Origin of the sequence: Pseudomonas oryzihabitans, assembly GCF_006384975.1 — a bacterium.
GTDB classification, from domain to species: Bacteria; Pseudomonadota; Gammaproteobacteria; order Pseudomonadales; family Pseudomonadaceae; genus Chryseomonas; species Chryseomonas psychrotolerans_B.
On sequence record NZ_CP021645.1, the window covers coordinates 1,163,204 to 1,181,783 of the forward strand.

General features: G+C 64.6%; 14 protein-coding genes. 11 read left to right on the forward strand and 3 right to left on the reverse strand.

The annotated features are described in order from the left end of the window. The first annotated feature begins 261 nt into the window (after window positions 1–261). From acnB to CCZ28_RS05130, 11 genes are all read left to right on the forward strand, one after another. On the forward strand, window positions 262–2,862 hold the full coding sequence (acnB, locus tag CCZ28_RS05080; RefSeq protein WP_140216468.1) for a bifunctional aconitate hydratase 2/2-methylisocitrate dehydratase: 2,601 nt from the start codon (window positions 262–264) through the stop codon (window positions 2,860–2,862). 332 nt (window positions 2,863–3,194) lie between these two features. Beyond that, complete coding sequence (locus CCZ28_RS05085; RefSeq protein ID WP_140216470.1) at window positions 3,195–5,900, forward strand: AAA domain-containing protein; 2,706 nt, start codon at window positions 3,195–3,197, stop codon at window positions 5,898–5,900. A gap of 48 nt (window positions 5,901–5,948) precedes the next feature. Further along, on the forward strand, window positions 5,949–6,164 hold the full coding sequence (locus CCZ28_RS05090; protein WP_140216472.1) for a hypothetical protein: 216 nt from the start codon (window positions 5,949–5,951) through the stop codon (window positions 6,162–6,164). 88 nt (window positions 6,165–6,252) lie between these two features. Then, the gene (locus tag CCZ28_RS05095) at window positions 6,253–7,335 is read left to right on the forward strand and encodes an endo-1,4-beta-xylanase (protein WP_140216474.1); all 1,083 of its coding nucleotides are present in this window, start codon (window positions 6,253–6,255) and stop codon (window positions 7,333–7,335) included. Between the two features lie 307 nt (window positions 7,336–7,642). Beyond that, window positions 7,643–7,867, forward strand: coding sequence for a hypothetical protein (locus CCZ28_RS05100; protein ID WP_140216476.1), 225 nt, complete (start codon window positions 7,643–7,645; stop codon window positions 7,865–7,867). Window positions 7,868–8,027: 160 nt separating this feature from the next. Continuing rightward, a complete protein-coding gene (locus CCZ28_RS05105; RefSeq protein ID WP_140216478.1) occupies window positions 8,028–8,117 on the forward strand; it encodes a potassium-transporting ATPase subunit F in 90 nt (29 codons plus the stop codon). Window positions 8,118–8,126: 9 nt separating this feature from the next. Further along, window positions 8,127–9,824: a potassium-transporting ATPase subunit KdpA gene (gene kdpA, locus CCZ28_RS05110; RefSeq protein ID WP_140216480.1), complete on the forward strand. Its 1,698-nt coding sequence runs from the start codon at window positions 8,127–8,129 to the stop codon at window positions 9,822–9,824. Between the two features lies 1 nt (window position 9,825). Continuing rightward, entirely contained in the window at window positions 9,826–11,856 is a 2,031-nt protein-coding gene (gene kdpB, locus CCZ28_RS05115) for a potassium-transporting ATPase subunit KdpB (protein ID WP_140216482.1), read from the forward strand. 10 nt (window positions 11,857–11,866) lie between these two features. Further along, window positions 11,867–12,418 carry a potassium-transporting ATPase subunit KdpC gene (gene kdpC / locus CCZ28_RS05120; RefSeq protein ID WP_140216484.1) on the forward strand — a complete coding sequence of 184 codons (552 nt, stop codon included), beginning with the start codon at window positions 11,867–11,869 and terminating at the stop codon, window positions 12,416–12,418. Continuing rightward, window positions 12,415–15,039, forward strand: a complete 2,625-nt coding sequence (locus CCZ28_RS05125; RefSeq protein ID WP_140216486.1) for a sensor histidine kinase — start codon at window positions 12,415–12,417, stop codon at window positions 15,037–15,039. Before kdpC ends, CCZ28_RS05125 begins: the two co-directional genes overlap by 4 nt. A 60-nt stretch (window positions 15,040–15,099) precedes the next feature. After that, window positions 15,100–15,789: a response regulator gene (locus CCZ28_RS05130; protein ID WP_167509211.1), complete on the forward strand. Its 690-nt coding sequence runs from the start codon at window positions 15,100–15,102 to the stop codon at window positions 15,787–15,789. 292 nt (window positions 15,790–16,081) lie between these two features. Here the strand turns inward: CCZ28_RS05130 and CCZ28_RS05135 are convergent, their stop codons facing one another. The 3 genes from CCZ28_RS05135 to CCZ28_RS05145 all read right to left on the reverse strand — a co-directional run bounded on the left by CCZ28_RS05135 (window position 16,082) and on the right by CCZ28_RS05145 (window position 18,535). Next, a complete protein-coding gene (locus CCZ28_RS05135) occupies window positions 16,082–16,456 on the reverse strand; it encodes a histone-like nucleoid-structuring protein, MvaT/MvaU family (RefSeq protein WP_140216490.1) in 375 nt (124 codons plus the stop codon). Between the two features lie 307 nt (window positions 16,457–16,763). After that, entirely contained in the window at window positions 16,764–17,609 is an 846-nt protein-coding gene (locus CCZ28_RS05140; protein ID WP_240795233.1) for a class I SAM-dependent methyltransferase, read from the reverse strand. Between the two features lie 350 nt (window positions 17,610–17,959). Then, window positions 17,960–18,535: a hypothetical protein gene (locus CCZ28_RS05145; RefSeq protein ID WP_140216492.1), complete on the reverse strand. Its 576-nt coding sequence runs from the start codon at window positions 18,533–18,535 to the stop codon at window positions 17,960–17,962. Window positions 18,536–18,580: the final 45 nt, after the last annotated feature.

Below are 18,580 nucleotides of genomic sequence, written 5' to 3' on the forward strand. Positions count from 1 at the left end.
CGCAATGTCCGATACGAAGCTGTTTTCAAAGCGTCACGAGCAAAGTTTCCGGCGACCATCCGGGCAGCGGCGGCCTCATCAACCGCACTGCTGCCCGACCTGCCTTGCAGCAGCCGGCGTAAAACTTTGAAAACAGCTTCTAGCGGAATGCGTCCGGCGCGACGGCGGTCTGCCCGCAGCCTCCCCCGTCACCCCTGCCGGATGCATTTTGGGGCACCAGCCCCCGGACGCAATATTTGGACCACTGATGAGGGTCAACCTGTGCTTGAAGCCTATCGTAAACACGTAGAAGAGCGTGCCGCCCAGGGCATCGTGCCCCAGCCGCTGAACGCCGAGCAAACGGCCGGTCTGGTCGAGCTGCTGAAGAATCCCCCCGCCGGTGAGGAAGACTTCCTCGTCGATCTCATCACCAACCGCGTTCCGCCGGGCGTCGACGAAGCCGCCTACGTCAAGGCCGGTTTCCTCTCCGCCATCGCCAAGGGTGAAGCCCAGTCCCCGCTGATCTCCAAGCAGCGCGCCACCGAGCTGCTGGGCACCATGCAGGGCGGCTACAACATCGCCACCCTGGTCGAGCTGCTGGACGACGCCGAACTGGGCTCTGTTGCCGCCGAGCAACTCAAGCACACCCTGCTGATGTTCGACGCCTTCCACGACGTAGCCGAAAAAGCCAAGGCGGGCAATGCCCACGCCAAGGCCGTGATGCAGTCCTGGGCCGATGGCGAGTGGTACCAGAAGCGTCCGGAAATCGCCGAGAAGTACACCCTGACCGTGTTCAAGGTACCCGGCGAAACCAACACCGACGACCTCTCCCCCGCCCCCGACGCCTGGTCGCGCCCGGACATCCCGCTGCACGCACTGGCCATGCTGAAGATGGCTCGCGATGGCATCGTCCCCGAGCAGCAAGGCAGCATCGGTCCGCTGAAGCAGATCGAGGAAGTGCGTGCCAAGGGCTTCCCGGTCGCCTACGTCGGTGACGTGGTCGGTACCGGTTCGTCCCGTAAGTCCGCCACCAACTCGGTGCTGTGGTTCTTCGGCGACGACATCCCCTACGTGCCCAACAAGCGCGGCGGCGGTTTCTGTTTTGGCTCCAAGATCGCCCCGATCTTCTATAACACCATGGAAGACGCCGGCGCCCTGCCGATCGAATTCGACGTGTCCGCCCTGGAAATGGGTGACGTCATCGACGTCTATCCCAAGGCCGGCAAGGTCACCCGCCACGGCAGCGACGAGGTGCTCGCCACCTTCGAACTCAAGACCCCCGTGCTGCTGGACGAAGTCCGCGCCGGCGGCCGTATCCCGCTGATCGTCGGCCGTGGCCTGACTGAAAAAGCGCGTGCCGAACTGGGTATGGGCCCGTCCGACCTGTTCAACAAGCCGGACCAGCCGGCCGAGAGCAGCAAGGGCTACACCCTGGCGCAGAAGATGGTCGGCAAGGCCTGCGGCGTCGCGGGCGTACGTCCCGGCACCTACTGCGAGCCGAAGATGACCACCGTCGGCTCCCAGGACACCACCGGCCCGATGACCCGTGACGAGTTGAAAGACCTGGCCTGCCTGGGCTTCTCCGCCGACCTGGTGATGCAGTCCTTCTGCCATACCGCAGCCTATCCCAAGCCCATCGACGTCAAGACCCACCACACCCTGCCGGATTTCATCCGCACCCGTGGCGGCGTCTCCCTGCGTCCCGGCGACGGCATCATCCACAGCTGGCTGAACCGCATGCTGCTGCCTGACACCGTCGGCACCGGTGGCGATTCCCACACCCGCTTCCCGATCGGCATCTCCTTCCCGGCCGGTTCCGGCCTGGTCGCCTTCGCCGCCGCCACTGGCGTGATGCCGCTGGACATGCCGGAATCCGTGCTGGTGCGCTTCAAGGGCAAGATGCAGCCTGGGATCACCCTGCGTGACCTGGTGCATGCCATCCCCTACTACGCCATCCAGAAAGGCCTGCTGACCGTCGAGAAGAAGGGCAAGAAGAACATCTTCTCCGGCCGCATCCTCGAGATCGAAGGCCTGGAAGACCTGACCGTGGAGCAGGCGTTCGAGCTGTCCGATGCCTCCGCCGAGCGTTCCGCCGCCGGTTGCACCATCAAGCTGTCGCCCGAGTCCATCACCGAGTACCTGCAGTCCAACATCACCCTGCTGCGCTGGATGATCGAGGAAGGCTACGGTGACCCGCGCACCCTGGAGCGCCGCGCGCGCGCCATGGAAGCCTGGATCGCCAACCCGGAACTGCTCTCCGCCGATGCCGACGCCGAATACAGCGAAGTCATCGAGATCGACCTGGCCGAAGTCACCGAGCCGGTACTGTGTGCCCCGAACGATCCGGACGATGCCCGCCTGCTGTCGCAGGTGGCCGGCGACAAGATCGACGAGGTGTTCATCGGTTCCTGCATGACCAACATCGGTCACTTCCGCGCTGCCGGCAAGCTGCTGGACAAGGTCAAGGGCTCGATTCCGACCCGCCTGTGGCTGTCGCCGCCGACCAAGATGGACCAGCACCAGCTGACCGAGGAAGGCTACTACGGCATCTACGGCAAGGCCGGTGCGCGCATGGAAATGCCGGGCTGCTCGCTGTGCATGGGCAACCAGGCCCGTGTGGCCGCCAACGCCACCGTGGTCTCCACCTCCACCCGTAACTTCCCCAACCGCCTGGGCGACGGCGCCAACGTCTACCTGGCGTCGGCGGAACTGGCGGCGGTGGCCTCGATCCTGGGCAAGCTGCCCACCGTCGAGGAGTACATGGAATACGCGAAGAGCATCGACAGCATGGCCGCGGACGTCTACCGCTACCTGAGCTTCGATCAGATCGCGGAATTCCGTGAAAGCGCAGAAAAGGCCCGCATCGCCGCCGTCGAAGTTTGACGCTAGCGTTCGGTACTGAAAACCGCCCTTCGGGGCGGTTTTTCATTTCAGGACCAAGAGGACAACTCCGGTACTCACTTCGCTGAACTAGCGCCGTTCCGTACGAAAAGTCCGAGCGCGCGGAGGCGAGGCAAAGGGCAATGAACTCCCTGATGAAGCAAGGGAGTTAATCGTAGATTTATCCCGCGCAGGTCGGGCACAAGCATCGGGTTCACGGACGTCTATCAACCAGGGAAAAGACGCTGGCAATATAACGCTCTCATTGGAGCAATGACGGGCTTCGCCGCCTGGATGAAGACACAACGAAGTCGTGCGCATAGGGAAAGAGATGTATGGTGTCGATCTGGGTGGATGGCAAGGATAAGACCTCACAAGTCAGCGACTGGAAGATCTGGAGCGACAACTACGCAGTCCTGCAACTGACGTGTTGTTTCCCCTCCCAAAAACGCTATACGCGCCCGCTTAGCGTCTGCAGCGTTTCTCCCACTCGCGAACTGGGCGAGAGGTTGCTAACCAAACCCGGCAGCACGATCTTCAAGCCCATAGTCAAGGCGACGATCTACGATGAGCGGTATGCCGTCGTGCATTATCCAGACACCGAAAAACCCGAAGTCTTCAAAATGGATGACGTCGACTTTGTCATGCCGACAGCGATGAAGGACACACCGGTCTTCCGCTATTTCACTACCGTAGCCAATGCCCGGCAAGAACGTGCGGCTTCGAAGACCGCCAGCGACATCGCCGCCAATGTCGTGCGCCAGCTAGGAAAACTACCCGCCAGTGCCGACACGGCCTTGCAGGCCTACTGCACGGGGCGCAACGGCCTGCTGGCGCCGGGTCGGGGGCTGATCTTTCCGTTCGGACTGAACGAAAGCCAACTCGCGGCAGTTGAACAGGCATTCCGCGCGCAGGTCAGCGTGATCGAGGGTCCTCCAGGCACGGGCAAGACCCAGACCATCCTCAACATCCTCGCCAATATCCTGCTGCGTGGGCAGACGGTGGCAGTGCTCTCCAACAACAATGCGGCGGTGGAAAACGTCTACGAGAAGCTGGAGAAGTGCGGTCTGGGCTATCTGGTCGCCAAGCTTGGCAATCAGGATAACCGCGAGGTTTTTTTCTCCGCTCTGCCGCCATGGCCAGCCGACGAACCCGAGCCCGCACCGACGCTGGAGGAGATCCAGACCCTGCTGGCCCGCTTGAAGCAGTACCTGCACGATCACAACCGGGCGGCGCAATTGCAGGTCGAACTCGATGAGCTGACCATCGAGCGACGCTATTTGCAGCAGTGGCAGGCAGACAATGGCGTGCAGCCTGCCGTCTCGCTGGCGCGGTACGGACTAACTCCGCGCAAGAGCACCGACCTGATGGCCTACCTGGCCCATCTCGGCGAGCGGCGCATTCGTCTCAAAGACCGTGTCGAGCTGCTATTCAACTTCCGGATTTTCCGCGCCAAGCCGTTCGCCGACGACGAGGCGCGGCTGTCCGTGTTTCATGCCTTGCAGCTGCACTACTACGACAAGGCAGTGCAAGCCAAAGCAGCGGAGTTGCAGGCATGCCGCGAGGCGCTGGCACGTGGCAATTTCAGCGCCCTGTTGGATGAAGTGAAGAGTGCCTCGATGCGCCATCTGAAGCAGCACCTGCACAGGCTGCCTCGGCCGTCGGAACGCTTCGATGCCAAGACCTACCGTAAACAGTTCGACGCCTTCTTGAAGCGCTTCCCGATCCTGGGCAGCGGCACGCACTCCATCGTCAATTCGATCGCAGCGGGAGCGATCCTCGACTACGTGATCATCGATGAAGCCTCGCTACAGGACATCGTGCCGGGCATCTTGCCGTTGGGCTGCGCAAAGAACCTGATCGTCGTCGGCGATAATCGCCAGTTGGCTCATATTCCAGTAAAGCTAGGTCTGCCGGCGCCGGCCGAGACCTACGATTGCGAGCGCTACAGCCTGCTCGATTCGTGCATCAAGGTGTTCCAGGAGACGCTACCCAGGACCCTGCTGAAAGAGCATTACCGCTGCCATCCCAGGATCATCCAGTTCTGCAACCAGCAGTTCTACGACAACGCGCTGGTGCCGATGACCGAGGACAAGGGCGAGACACCGCTGCGCCTGGTGGTGACCGCCAAGGGCAATCATGCCCGCCAGAACACCAATCTGCGGGAACTGGACTCCTTGCTCAAGGTGCTCGACGACGAGGGCGAGCCCGTCGGCATGGACGGCGAAGGCCGGGGTTTCATCGCGCCGTTCCGGGCCCAGGTCAACCTGTCCGGCACGCGCCTACCGGCGGATTTCGTCAAGGACACCGTGCACAAGTTCCAGGGCCGGGAGTGCGACGAGATCGTCTTCTCCACCGTACTGGACCAAAAGCGCTACAACCAGGAGCACAAACGGCTGACGTTCGTCGACGACCCGCGCATGATCAACGTGGCGGTGTCACGGGCCAAGCATCGCTTCACCCTGGTCACGGGCGACGCGGTATTCGCCGGCCACAACGGGCACATCGCGGCCTTGATGCGCTACCTCACCTATTACGCCCAGGACACGCAGATCGTCCGTGCACCCGTGGTGTCGGCCTTCGACCTGCTGTACCGCGAATACGACCAGTCCCTGGCGCGCTTGAACGCGCGCTTGCGACCCGAGGATTCGCGTTACAAGTCCGAGCAGATCGCGGCGCAGTTGCTGCGCGAAGCCCTGTCTGATCCGGCGTACCACGCCTTGATGGTCCATGATCAGGTCAAACTGGATCAGGTCGCCGCGCCGAGCAACCCGGCCCCGACGGAGCGCGAGCGAGCCTTCATGGCCCGCGCCAGTTGCGACTTCGTCATCTATTTCCGCGTCGGCAAGATCCCGGTAGGGGTGATCGAGGTCGACGGCGGCGCCCACGACCGGCCCGATCAGGCAGCGCGGGATGCCATGAAGGACAGCATCCTGGCCAGGAGCGGCATCGCTATCCTGCGCCTGCGCACCGTCGAAAGTCGCATCGAAGAGCGGATCGACAAGTTCATCGCCCCATGGGCGGCCTTAAGCGCCAGTTAACCCTGCTGCCCTTACCCTCGGCTCTCCATCCAGCCTGAGATCCCTTTCATGAAACGTCTTGCTGCCATCACCCTGACCGCCCTGCTGTTCGGCCTCAGCCAGACGAGCATGGCGGCCGGTTGTATCAAGGGCGCCGTGGTGGGCGGTGTGGCCGGGCATGTCGCCGGTCACCATGCCATAGCGGGCGCGGTCGCCGGTTGCGTCATTGGCCATCACCTGGCGGAGAAGGCCAAGAAGGAAGATCACCCGCACCATTTCCTTTGAGGTCAATGGCCTGCTCCTGACGGGATGCCGGAAAGCAGCGCCTGACCCCTTACGAGGCCATGCTAGAGTCCCCAGGGGAATCTCGAAGATGCCGCGCTCCGTCGTCGCCCTGCTGCTGTCTCTCGGTCTCTTGAATGCCAGCGCTGTCGCCCTGGCGGCCGATCCAGAGACGCCGGCTGCCACCCGCTCCCTGGCCGCAGCCTATGACGGCCGGCTGAAGATCGGCGCCGCCATCGAGCCCGATCAGCTCGCCGGCCACGATGGCGCGCTGCTGGCGCTGCAGTTCAGCAGTGTGGTCGCCGAGAATGCCATGAAGCCCCTGCAGATCCATCCTCAGGAGGATAGCTACGTCTTCGGGCCGGCCGATGCCATCGTCGCCTTCGCCGAACGCCATGGCCTGGCGGTGCGCGGCCATACCCTGCTCTGGGGCAGCCATACGCCGGATTGGTTCTGGCAAGGGGACAACGGCCAACCGGCCTCGCGCGAACAGGTGCTGCAGCGACTCCGCCAGCACATTGCCGCGGTGGTCGGGCACTATCGGGGTCGAGTCTACGCCTGGGATGTGGTCAACGAGGCCATAGATCCCAATCAGCCTGGCTGCCTGCGTAATGATCGCTGGCTGCAGGTGGTCGGCCCCGGCTATCTCGCCGAGGCCTTTCGTGCGGCCCATGCCGCCGATCCCAAGGCGCGCCTGTTCATCAACGAGTTCAACACCAATGAACCGGCCAAGCGCGACTGCCTGGCGCGGGTGGTGAAGGGGCTGCTGGCCGAGGGCGTGCCGGTGCAGGGGATCGGCCACCAGACCCACATCAGCATCTACTGGCCAGCGCTGGCGGCCATCGACCAGTCGCTCACCACCTTCGCCCGGCTGGGCCTGGAAAACCAGATCACCGAGCTGGACATGAGTCTCTATCAGCACCATGACTATCGACCTACGCTAACCTTGCAACAGCGTTTGGGGCTGCAGGCCGAGCGCTATCGCGATCTGCTGGCCATGGTCCTGAGGCATCCCAAGGTGACTGCCGTGACCTGGTGGGGCGTGGCCGACAACCACAGCTGGCTCAACAACCAGCCAGGTGTGCCGGGCGATGACCAGCCCTTGCTGTTCGATCGTCAGCAGCGACCGAAGCCGGCCTATTGGGCGGTGCTGCATCTGCGAATGCGCCAGTAGCACGGCCTGTACAGGGGGCACTCTCCACGGCCTCCCGTCCGCGCCCGACGCAGTTATCACGGCCATGGCGATCCGTCGAGGCGGCCGCTACCCCGGGCCGCCGTAGGTTGGGTTGAGCACAGCGAAGCCCAACAGGGTCTCCGGACCCAGGCAATGTTGGGCTTCGACGATAGAGCCGTCTCAACCCAACCTACAGCCTATCGCGGCCATGGCCGCGAGCGCGACTGGATAGCGCAAGAGAACCGGCAAGGCTCGTTCGGGTCAATTGCTACAGGACATTACTTCGCACCCACGAGAGGTCGCCACCATGAAACTCCTGCCTACCCTTGCCCTTTCCGCCCTGCTACTAGGCGCCAGCCAAGCTACTTTTGCCGCCGGCTGCATCAAGGGTGCCGTCGTTGGCGGTGCCGCTGGCCATGTCGCTGGGGGGCACGGCGTCGCTGGTGCCGCAGCCGGTTGCGCCATCGGTCACCACGAGGCCAACAAGAAGGCCAAGCAGGAACAGCAGCAACAGAACGCCCCGCAACAGTAATGCGCTAGAGGCCCCGTCACGCCTGGAGGGCGGGGCCGATTTAACGCTTTCTTTACGCCCCTTTCCCTGAGCACGTCTCGCTTCTTTACAGCCCTCCTCCCGACAATTTCTCTACGCGGCAATCGCCGTTCGAGGAGTTTTAATTCGTGGAGAGCGCGCAATGAATCCCTGGAATCTCCTGGCCCTGCTGCTGGCACTGGGTCTGTTCGTCTATCTGCTGGCGGCGCTGCTGCGCGCCGGCCGGTCCTAGGGAGGCGGCATGGACAGGCAAGCCGCGTTCCTCATCCTGGCCTTCCTGGCCCTGACCTTTCTTCCGGCGCCCTTCCTGGGGCGCTTCTTCTATCGTGCGCTCGAAGGCGAGCGAACCTGGCTGACCTTCATCGGCGCGCCCCTGGAGCGGCTGACGCTCAAGCTGGTCGGCACCGATGGCCGCGGTCAGGACTGGCGCACCTATGCCATCGCCCTGGTGCTGTTCAACCTGCTGGGCATCGCCCTGCTGTTCGCCATCCTGTTGCTGCAGGGCGAATTGCCGCTGAATCCCCAGCATCTTCCGGGCCTGGAATGGACCCTGGCACTGAACACCGCCATCAGCTTCGTCACCAACACCAACTGGCAGGCCTACAGTGGCGAAGCCTCGCTGAGCTACTTCAGCCAGATGGTCGGGCTAGGGGTGCAGAACTTCGTCAGCGCCGCCGTGGGCGTGGCGGTATTGGCCGCCCTGGCTCGCGGCATTGCCCGGCGGAGCGCCCGGGAGATCGGTAATTTCTGGGCCGACCTGTTCCGCGCCACCTTCTATGTGCTGCTGCCACTGTGCCTGCCGCTGGCGCTGCTGTTGATCTGGCAAGGCGTGCCCCAGACCTTCGCCGCCTACGTGGATGCCACCACCTTGCAGGGCGCCAGCCAGAGCCTGCCGCTCGGCCCGGCCGCCAGCCAGATCGCCATCAAGCAACTCGGCACCAATGGCGGCGGCTTCTTCGGGGTCAACTCGGCACATCCCTTCGAGAACCCCACGGCGCTGAGCGATCTGCTGGAGCTGGCCGCCATCCTGATGATCCCGGCCGCCCTGGTGTTCAGCTTCGGCCACTATGTGAAGGACCAGCGGCAGAGCTGGGCGATCTTCGCCGCCATGTTCGGCCTGCTGGTGCTCGGCGCCGTGGTCGCCATCGCGGCCCAGGACCACGCCAATCCGACGCTGGCCAACCTGCCGATCACCCAGGGCGCCTCCCTGGAAGGCCTGGAGACCCGCTTCGGCGCCACCGCCTCGGCGCTCTGGGCCACGGTGACCACCGCGGCCTCCAACGGCTCGGTGAATTCCATGCACGATAGCCTGGCTCCCCTCACCGGCCTGATCGCGCTATTCAACATGATGCTGGGCGAGGTGATCTTCGGCGGCGTCGGTGCCGGGCTCTACGGCATGCTACTCAATGTGCTGATCGCCGTTTTCATCGCTGGGCTGATGGTCGGCCGCACCCCGGAATACCTGGGCAAGAAGCTGGAGGCACCCGAGGTGCGTCTGCTGATGGCGACGCTGCTGGTAATGCCGCTGGGCGTCCTGGTGCTGGGTGCCATCGCCGCCAGCGTCCCGGCCGGCGTGGCTGGCATCGGTGCCAGCGGGCCCCATGGTTTCAGCCAACTGCTCTATGCCTATACCTCAGCCACCGCCAACAACGGCTCGGCCTTCGGTGGCTTCAGTGCCAACACCCCCTTCCACAACCTGATGCTGAGCCTGGCGCTGTTGATCGGTCGCTTCGGCTACATCCTGCCGATCCTGGCCATCGCCGGCAGCCTGGCCGCCAAGCGCGCCGTGCCGGTGGGCCCGAATAGCTTCCCCACCCATGGCCCGCTGTTCGTCACCCTGCTGGTCGTCACCATCCTGCTGGTGGGCGGCCTGACCTTCCTGCCGACGCTCGCCCTGGGGCCGATCGCCGATCAATTGCAACTGTTCGGAGTCCGCTGAAATGGATGCCCAGACCCACACCTTGCCCACCCCTACCGCCGGCACCCTCTGGCGCCAGGCGCTGCGGCAGGCGTTCGTCAAGCTCGACCCGCGCCAGCAGATCCGCTCGCCGGTGATGTTCGTGGTGGAGATCACCGCGCTGTTCTCCACCCTGCTGTGCCTGGCGCCCAACAATGGCGTCAGCACTGGGGTAGCGGTCCAGATCACCCTCTGGCTGTGGTTCACCCTGCTGTTCGCCAACTTCGCCGAAGCCCTGGCCGAAGGCCGCGGCAAGGCTCGCGCCGACAGCCTCAAGGGCATCGGCCAGAACCTGGCCGCCCGCCTGGAGGAGAACGGCAACCATCGCATGGTGCCGGCCAGCTCCCTGCGCAAGGGCCAGGTGGTGCGCGTCGAGGCTGGCGAGCTGATCCCCGGCGATGGCGAGATCATCGAGGGCGTGGCCGCGGTCAACGAAGCGGCCATCACCGGCGAATCCGCGCCGGTGATTCGCGAATCGGGCGGTGACCGCTCGGCGGTCACCGGCAACACGCGGGTAGTGTCGGACTGGATTCGGGTGCGCATCACCGCCAATCCGGGCGAATCCACCCTGGACCGGATGATCGCTCTGGTGGAGGGCGCCAAGCGCCAGAAGACCCCCAACGAGGTCGCCCTGGACATCCTGCTGATCGGCCTCACGCTGATCTTCCTGTTGGTGGTGGTCACGCTGCAGCCCTTCGCCGCCCTGGCCGGCGGCCAGTTGCCACTGCTGTTCCTGGTGGCCCTACTGGTGACCCTGATCCCCACCACCATCGGCGGGCTGCTTTCGGCCATCGGCATCGCCGGCATGGATCGCCTGGTGCGCCTCAATGTGATCGCCACCTCGGGCCGCGCCGTGGAGGCCGCGGGTGACGTCCACACCTTGCTGCTGGACAAAACCGGCACCATCACCTTCGGCAACCGCCGTTGCAGCGCCCTGTACGCCACCCCCGGCGTCACCCCCAAGGCCCTGGCCGAAGGCGCCCTCTATGCCTCCCTGGCCGACGAGACCCCGGAGGGCCGTTCGATCGTCGAGTACCTGCGCAACCTGCACCCGCTGGAAGAGCCGCCGCGTGCCCAGGTCACGCCCATCCCCTTCAGTGCCGAGACGCGGCTGTCGGGTATCGACTGGCAGGGTCGCGAGTATCGCAAGGGTGCGGTGGACGCCGTGCTGATGTTTCTCGGCCAGACCCGCGCCGACCTGCCGGAGGTATTGGCCCGGGAGATCGAGACCATCGCCAAGAGTGGCGGCACCCCGCTGCTGGTCTGTGGCGAGGGCCGGCTGCTCGGCGCCATCCACCTCAAGGATGTGGTCAAGCCCGGCATCCGCGAACGCTTCGCCGAACTGCGTACCCTGGGCATTCGCACCGTGATGGTGACCGGCGACAACCCCCTGACCGCCACCGCCATCGCCGCCGAGGCGGGCGTGGACGACGTCATCGCCGAGGCCACCCCGGAGAAGAAGCTGGAGCGCATCCGCAGCGAACAGGCCGAGGGCAAGCTGGTGGCCATGTGCGGCGACGGCGCCAACGACGCCCCGGCCCTGGCCCAGGCCGATGTGGGCATGGCCATGAACGACGGCACCCAGGCCGCCCGCGAGGCCGCCAACCTGGTGGATCTGGATTCCGATCCGACCAAACTGCTGGACGTGGTGCAGGTGGGAAAGGAATTGCTGGTGACCCGCGGCGCCCTGACCACCTTCTCGGTGGCCAACGACGTGGCCAAGTACTTCGCCATCCTGCCCGCGCTGTTCGCCGGCATCTATCCGCAGCTCAATGTGCTCAATGTGATGCACCTGGCCAGCCCGCAGAGCGCCATTCTCTCGGCCATCGTCTTCAACGCCCTGATCATCGTCGCGCTGATTCCCCTGGCGCTGCGTGGGGTGCGGGTCAAGGCCGCCAGTGCCGCCGCCCTGCTGCGTCGCAACCTGCTGATCTACGGCCTGGGCGGTATCGCCGTGCCTTTCATCGGCATCAAAGCCATCGACCTGGCGCTCGGCGCCCTCGGTCTGGTCTGAGGAGACCGCCATGCTCATGCAATTGCGTTCCGCCGTGCTGATGCTCCTGTTGCTCAGCGCCCTGACCGGGGGCGCCTACCCCCTGCTGGTGACGGTGCTCGGCCAGGTGCTGTTCGCCGACCAGGCCGGCGGCAGCCTGATCCAGCGCGCCGACGGCAGCGTGGTCGGCTCACGCCTGATCGCGCAGAAATTCAGCGGCCCCGAGTGGTTCCAGCCGCGCCCCTCGGCTGGCGACTACGCCACCGTCTCCAGCAGCGCCAGCAACCTCGCGCAGTCGGCACCGGCGCTGCGAGAGCGGATCGAGAAGGCGCTGCCCGAGGTCCAGGTGACCGGCCAGGGCCCGGTGCCCCAGGAACTGGTAACCACCTCCGCCAGCGGCCTCGACCCGGACCTGACCCCGGCCGGCGCCCGCTATCAGATCGCCCGGGTCGCGGCCGCTCGCGGTCTGGCACCGGAACGGCTGGAAGCCCTGGTACGCGAGCAGACGCACACCTCGCTCTTCGGCCCGGCAACGGTTAATGTCCTGCTCCTCAACCTGGCCCTGGCAGACCTGAGCAAATGACCGACAGCACCGGGCGCGCCGAAGCGCTGCTCGCCGAACATCGCGAAGGGCGCGGGCGCCTCAAGGTCTTTCTCGGTGCCGCCCCTGGGGTGGGTAAGACCTACGCCATGCTGCAAGCCGCTCAGACCGCCCTGCGCCAAGGTCGCCGGGTACGTGCCGGGATCGTCGAAACCCATGGGCGGCGGGAGACCGCTGCCCTGCTCGCCGGTCTGCCGCAGCAACCGCTGCGGCGGGTCGAGCACCGGGGTCTCAAGCTCACCGAGCTGGATCTGGAGGGCCTGCTGGCCGAGCCGCCGGAACTGGTGCTGGTGGACGAGCTGGCCCATAGCAACGCCCCTGGCAGCCGCCACGCCAAGCGCTGGCAGGATGTCGAGGACCTGCTCGCCGCCGGCATCCACGTCTACACCACGGTCAACGTCCAGCATCTGGAAAGTCTCAACGACGAGGTGCGCGACATCACCGGCGTGCAGGTACGGGAAACGGTGCCGGACCAGGTCCTGCTCGATGCCGATGAATTGGTGCTCATCGACCTGCCACCCCGGGAGTTGCTGGAGCGCCTGCGCGAGGGCAAGGTCTATGTGCCCGAACAGGCCCGCGCCGCCATCGATGCCTTCTTCAGCCAGACCAACCTGACCGCGCTGCGCGAGCTGGCCATGCGCACCGCGGCCGCCCAGGTGGATTCGACCCTGGCACTGCGCTATCGCCAGCAGGGTCAGGCCGCACCGCCGCTACTGGGGCGCCTGATCGTCGGCGCCGGCACCTCGCCCTCGGCGGAACGCCTGGTGCGTCATGCCAGTCGCCTGGCGGAACAGCGCCACCTGCCCTGGACCCTGGTCCACGTCGACACCGGCCAACCGCTGGACGACAGCGCCCGCTCCAATCTACAGGCCAGCCAGCGCCTGGCCGAACGACTCGGCGGCGAGGTACTGACCCTGCGCGACAGCGACCCGGCCCGCGCTCTGGTCCGCCATGCCCGCGATCAAAGAGCCAGCGTGCTCTTGATCGGCCGCGGGCGACCACGTGGCTTCAGCCTGAGACGCCGCCTGGCCAACCGACTTTTGCGCCTGGCCCAGGGCCTGGAGATCGCCATTCTCGACCTGGATCGCGACGCCCCGCCCACCGCTCGTCCTCGGCGCCCCTGGCGGCCCGGCCCCTATGGCGCGGCCATCCTGGCGACCGGCTTGGCCGCCGCCATCGCCGAAGGCGTCTCGGGCTTGCTGGAGTTGCCCAACATCTCGCTGGTCTTTCTCGCCGCGGTGCTGCTGGTGGCGGTGCGCAGCAGTCGTGGACCAGCGCTGTTCTGCGCCCTACTCGGCTTTCTTGCCTACGACTTCCTGTTCATTCCGCCGGCCTTTTCGCTGACCATCAATCGCGAACAGGATGTGCTCACCCTCGCCTTCTTCCTGCTCATGGCGCTGCTCACCGGCGACCTCGCCGCACGCCAGCGCCGGCAGTTGCAGGCACTGCGCCTGACCCAGCGCGAGACGCTGGCACTGCTGGACTTCACTCGCCAACTGAGCGCCGCCAGCGACCGCCAGGCGGTGGTCAGCGTCACCCTCAAGCACCTGGGCGGCAAAGGGCAACACGTCTGCCTGCTGCTCCCTGAAGACAAGGCGGGACTGGCGCCCCACCCGTCCGACCTGGTGCTGGCCGATAACGAGCGCATCGCCGCCGAATGGGCCTGGAAGCAGGAAAAGCCGGCGGGCTGCGGTACCGACACCCTGCCCTCCGGTAGCTGGTGGTGGTGGCCGCTGCTGGCCGAGAGTGGCAGTCTCGCGGTCCTCGGCGTACGCCGCACGGATGCCCAACCGCTGGACCATGTGGAACGTCGTCACCTGGCCAGCCTGGCGCAACCCCTGGCCCAGGCCCTGGCGCGGGTCCGTCTCAGCGAGGATCTGGAGGCCGCGCGCCTGCATGGCGAGACCGAGCAATTGCGCAGCGCCCTGCTGGCCTCCGTCTCCCATGATCTGCGCACGCCCCTGACCGTGATGCGCGGCTCCATCGATGCCCTGGCGACCCTGGGCGAGGCCATCCCCGCCAGTGATCGCCAGGAGCTGCTGGATGCCACGCGCCAGGAAGCCGAGCGCCTCGATCGCTACATCCAGAACCTGCTGGACATGACCCGCCTTGGGCATGGCAGTCTGCAACTGGCCCGTGACTGGGTCGACCCCGGCGACATCCTCGCCAGCGCCCTGCAGCGCCTGCAACCGCTGCTGACCGGCTTGCAGGTCACCACCCGGGTGGAAGAAGGCCTGCCGCTGCTCTGGGTCCATCCGGCGCTGATCGAACAGGCCCTGGTCAATGTCCTGGAAAACGCCATCCGCTTCTCCGAACCCGGCGGGCGCCTGGAAATCAGCATTACCCGCCAGGCCGGTGAGCTACAGATCGCCGTGGCGGACGAGGGGCCCGGCATTCCGCGGGAAGATCGCGCCCGGATCTTCGACATGTTCTACACCGCCGCCCGTGGGGATCGCGGCGGCCAGGGCACCGGGCTGGGCCTGGCAATCTGCCAGGGCATGGTCGGCGCGCATGGCGGCCGGGTCAGTGTGGATGACGGGCTCGACGGCAGGGGCACGACGATGCGCATGCATCTGCCACTACCGACGCCTCCTGCGGAATAGCCCAGGTACCTGGCTCACCGCAGGCGCTATGATGACGCCCTCTCGCGTGGAACCCTGCTGATGTCCGCTCATGTCCTCGTCATCGACGACGAACCCCAAATCCGCAAATTCCTGCGCATCAGCCTCGCCGCCCAGGGCTACCAGGTCAGCGAAGCCGCTACCGGCACGGACGGCCTGGCCCAGGCCGCCGTCGGCCAGCCGGCGCTGGTCATCCTCGATCTCGGTTTGCCAGATCGCGATGGCCAGGAGGTGCTGGCCGAGCTGCGCGAGTGGTCGGCGGTACCGGTGCTCGTGCTCTCGGTGCGGGCGGATGAACGCGAAAAGGTCCGCGCCCTGGATGCCGGCGCCAACGACTATGTGACCAAGCCCTTCGGTATCCAGGAATTTCTCGCCCGGGTCCGCGCCCTGCTCCGCCAAACGACGGGCAGCACCACCGCGCAGGTCGCCACCCTGGAGGTGGGCGAATTACGCGTGGACTTCGCCTATCGGCGGGTCACCCTGGCCGATAACGAAGTTGCCCTGACGCGCAAGGAATACGCCGTTCTGGCAGCGCTCGCCCAGCATCCCGGACGGGTCGTGACGCAACGCCAGTTATTGATCGATATCTGGGGACCGACTCATGCTCAGGACACCCACTATCTGCGGATCGTGGTCGGTCATTTGCGGCAAAAGTTGGCCGATGATCCCGTGGCCCCGCGTTTCATCGTGACCGAAGCAGGTGTGGGTTATCGCTTGCGTCACGATGCCTGAACGAAACCTGTCCATTAGAAGAGCGAGCGGGTCTAGCCTAGGCCTGATTACCCACTCACGTTTGTTCAGCGGCGAAACCGAATAGGCTGAAACACGGGAAGGAATTCGCTGCCGGTGCAAAACCGCGGAAGAATTAACCTTTCGGTCAAGTTAGGGTAAAGAACGCGCGGTGGCAGGGGCTAGACGGCGAATTTTCTGGGACAGGTGAAATCCGTAGTACTCGCTAAAACAGATAACGCTCAAGCCGGCGGCCAGGCATTGCGCCTGGCGCCGACCGAAACGTGATGAAGCTTTACTGCAGCCAGCCCTCGACGGTATCGGCACCGTGTTCGGCTTTCCAGGCCTTGAGCACCTTGTGATTGCCACCCTTGGTCTCGATGACTTCGCCGGTCTGGGGGTGCTGATAACGCTTGGTGGTACGCGGACGCCGCTTGCCTGCTGGCTTTTCCGGATGCGGGGTCTGCGCCTTGTGCTTGGGGGCGGCATTCGGATCCAGGATGCCGATGATGTCGCCCAGGTTCATGTGGTACTCGTCCATCAGCGATTGCAGCTTGCTTTCGAACTCGATTTCTTTCTGCAGGGAACTGTCCTGCTTCAGATCTTCGAGCAACTGCAATTGGGCACGCAGTTGTTCTTCGGCGGCGCGGAATTCGGCAAGGCGGGACATGACTACTCCTGAAGAGATAAAGAGGACGGGAATTCAGACTTCGCCCATAAGCGAAAGTTGAGGGAAAGATAAATCATCTCGCGTCATCATACCAGTGGCATTTGGAAAGATAGGATAAATGTCGATGCCTGCTCATTTGTATGGTGAGTTTATTAAGGACGGCTTAAAAGGGCGGACTACATCGGTGCATGATCCGTTGAATAACGAAGGCTCGTCAGCGATCGACAAAAATCGAGTTGGAGCTCGTCGCTATAGCCCAGCCTAGAGAGCCCAAACTTTTCTGCTCTAGCGTTCCAATACTTGGAATTCAATGCGACTTCAAGGCCAATGTCGCGATGAAGGTTGGCAGAAAACGATCTATGACGAAGCGTGGTACGGGTGCACGGGCCTCTGCAAATCCTGCAATCCTGAAGCCTGACTCGGTTTGACCGCCGATCTGATCGGTCAGACCATGGCCGAAGACCAACGCCTCGCCACGCATGATCTTTGCATCCAGCTGGTCCGCGTCGAGATCCCGCGTATCGGCGTACGGCACCTTGCAGATCGGGCGGATGAGCGCTTGCTCCTCCCATTGGGTGTCGCGGTCACCGACGAAAACGATCGGATTGTAGAAGCCCGCCAGCACCCGCCCACCCTTGCGAAGCGTTCGATAGCACTCCCTCCACACGGGCCTGAGATCGGGCACGTAGAGATTGGAAATGGGATGGAAGACTAGGTCGAAAGATTCGTCTGAAAACCGGGAAAGGTCACGCATATCGCCCTGAATCACGGACAAAGCCAGCCCATCCCGCACCGCTACCAGACGGTCCTGCTCCAGTTGTCTCGCCGAGGCATCGAGGACAGTGACTGTTGCACCCGCGGCGGCCAGGATAGGGGCTTGTTGTCCGCCAGTTGAGGCAAGGCACAGAATATCCAGACCCGACACATCACCGAGCCAGTGGCGGGGCAGATCGTCCGGTATCAATCTCACGGACCAATCACCCTGGCGGGCAGCTGCGATGACTTGCGCTGAAACGGGGCGAGACCACTCACAATCCTGCGCCGCAAGTTTGTCCCATGCAGCTTGATTGTGCGCAACGACGTTGTCCGACGAACGACCTGAAAATGCCATGCTGATACCTGTGAAGTTCTCGTTCCAGCGCAGCGTCTGCACGAGGCGGACATGTTGCACGACAGAGAACAAATAGAACGAAGTGATGACCGCGCCGCGTGGGTGCCGTCTCCAATCGGAATCGCCTAGTGCGATGAGTCGGAGTTACTTCGTTACAGGATCACTGCCAGGGCACTCCTACCTATAGTGCAGAAAGGATAAAGGCGAGATTGCTCGGGGGCCAGGCAGCAGGTCGTCCAGAGAGGTGACCGGTGGCCGATCGGTGTGGGCGTCCCGGTCGGGGCCTAGGCCATGAGCAGCCGGCTAACCAACTTAGCATTCATTCGACACCGCGAGTCGAGCTCAAAAAGGCGCTTCACCGGTCTCTATACCAATCCAGCGCCTGTTGAACCCTAGGCCGACTTGCCAATATCCAGTGTCGCTTCCGGCAGCGGCAACCAATGGAAGGTCTCTTCGATGAGCCGCCGGTAAGGGGTATCTATGGCGACCGGCGTGCGCTGGATGTAGTCACGCGCATGGGCTTGCCGCTCGGCATCGAGGGTGCGTAGGTAGGTCAGGGCTTCTTCGGCCGAAGGCTGACGCCCGTTGCGGCCACCGCTGCGCGGGGGCAAGGCGGTCCAGACCACGGCATCCAGCCCCTGACCGCGCGCCCAGTTCGCTATGGTGGATTGGAACGGCGATGACGGCCCCTCCGGCCAGCTACCGATACACTCCGGCTGCTGCCTGGGCACGCCTTCGCGTTCGCGCAGGGCCTCGCGGGCGGCGTCCAGGGTAGTCACGGCCAGGTAGGCCCACAGCACCTGCACCTCGGCCACGCCCTCGCAGAGTACCGTGGCCAACTCGCCGCTATCCCCTTCCCGGGCGAACTCGACGGGCAGCCAGGGCCCGTCGGTGAACCAGTCGGAGGCCACCGGCAACTCCGCGGCTTTCCAGATCAAGGAACCCCACCCCAGACAGGCGATCTTCATGGCCACTCCCACGCTTGGACGTTAGGGGTTGGAGGTCAACGAAGC

Bases quoted from the DNA above. Each gene is read 5' to 3' on its own strand.
- CCZ28_RS05090 (WP_140216472.1), top strand. From the start codon at position 5,949: ATGAAACGTCTTGCTGCCATCACCCTGACCGCCCTGCTGTTCGGCCTC.
- CCZ28_RS05105 (WP_140216478.1), top strand. From the start codon at position 8,028: ATGAATCCCTGGAATCTCCTGGCCCTGCTGCTGGCACTGGGTCTGTTC.
- CCZ28_RS05100 (WP_140216476.1), top strand. From the start codon at position 7,643: ATGAAACTCCTGCCTACCCTTGCCCTTTCCGCCCTGCTACTAGGCGCC.
- kdpA (WP_140216480.1), top strand. From the start codon at position 8,127: ATGGACAGGCAAGCCGCGTTCCTCATCCTGGCCTTCCTGGCCCTGACC.
- CCZ28_RS05145 (WP_140216492.1), bottom strand. From the start codon at position 18,535: ATGAAGATCGCCTGTCTGGGGTGGGGTTCCTTGATCTGGAAAGCCGCG.
- CCZ28_RS05085 (WP_140216470.1), top strand. From the start codon at position 3,195: ATGGTGTCGATCTGGGTGGATGGCAAGGATAAGACCTCACAAGTCAGC.
- CCZ28_RS05125 (WP_140216486.1), top strand. From the start codon at position 12,415: ATGACCGACAGCACCGGGCGCGCCGAAGCGCTGCTCGCCGAACATCGC.
- kdpB (WP_140216482.1), top strand. From the start codon at position 9,826: ATGGATGCCCAGACCCACACCTTGCCCACCCCTACCGCCGGCACCCTC.
- CCZ28_RS05095 (WP_140216474.1), top strand. From the start codon at position 6,253: ATGCCGCGCTCCGTCGTCGCCCTGCTGCTGTCTCTCGGTCTCTTGAAT.
- CCZ28_RS05130 (WP_167509211.1), top strand. From the start codon at position 15,100: ATGTCCGCTCATGTCCTCGTCATCGACGACGAACCCCAAATCCGCAAA.
- kdpC (WP_140216484.1), top strand. From the start codon at position 11,867: ATGCTCATGCAATTGCGTTCCGCCGTGCTGATGCTCCTGTTGCTCAGC.
- CCZ28_RS05135 (WP_140216490.1), bottom strand. From the start codon at position 16,456: ATGTCCCGCCTTGCCGAATTCCGCGCCGCCGAAGAACAACTGCGTGCC.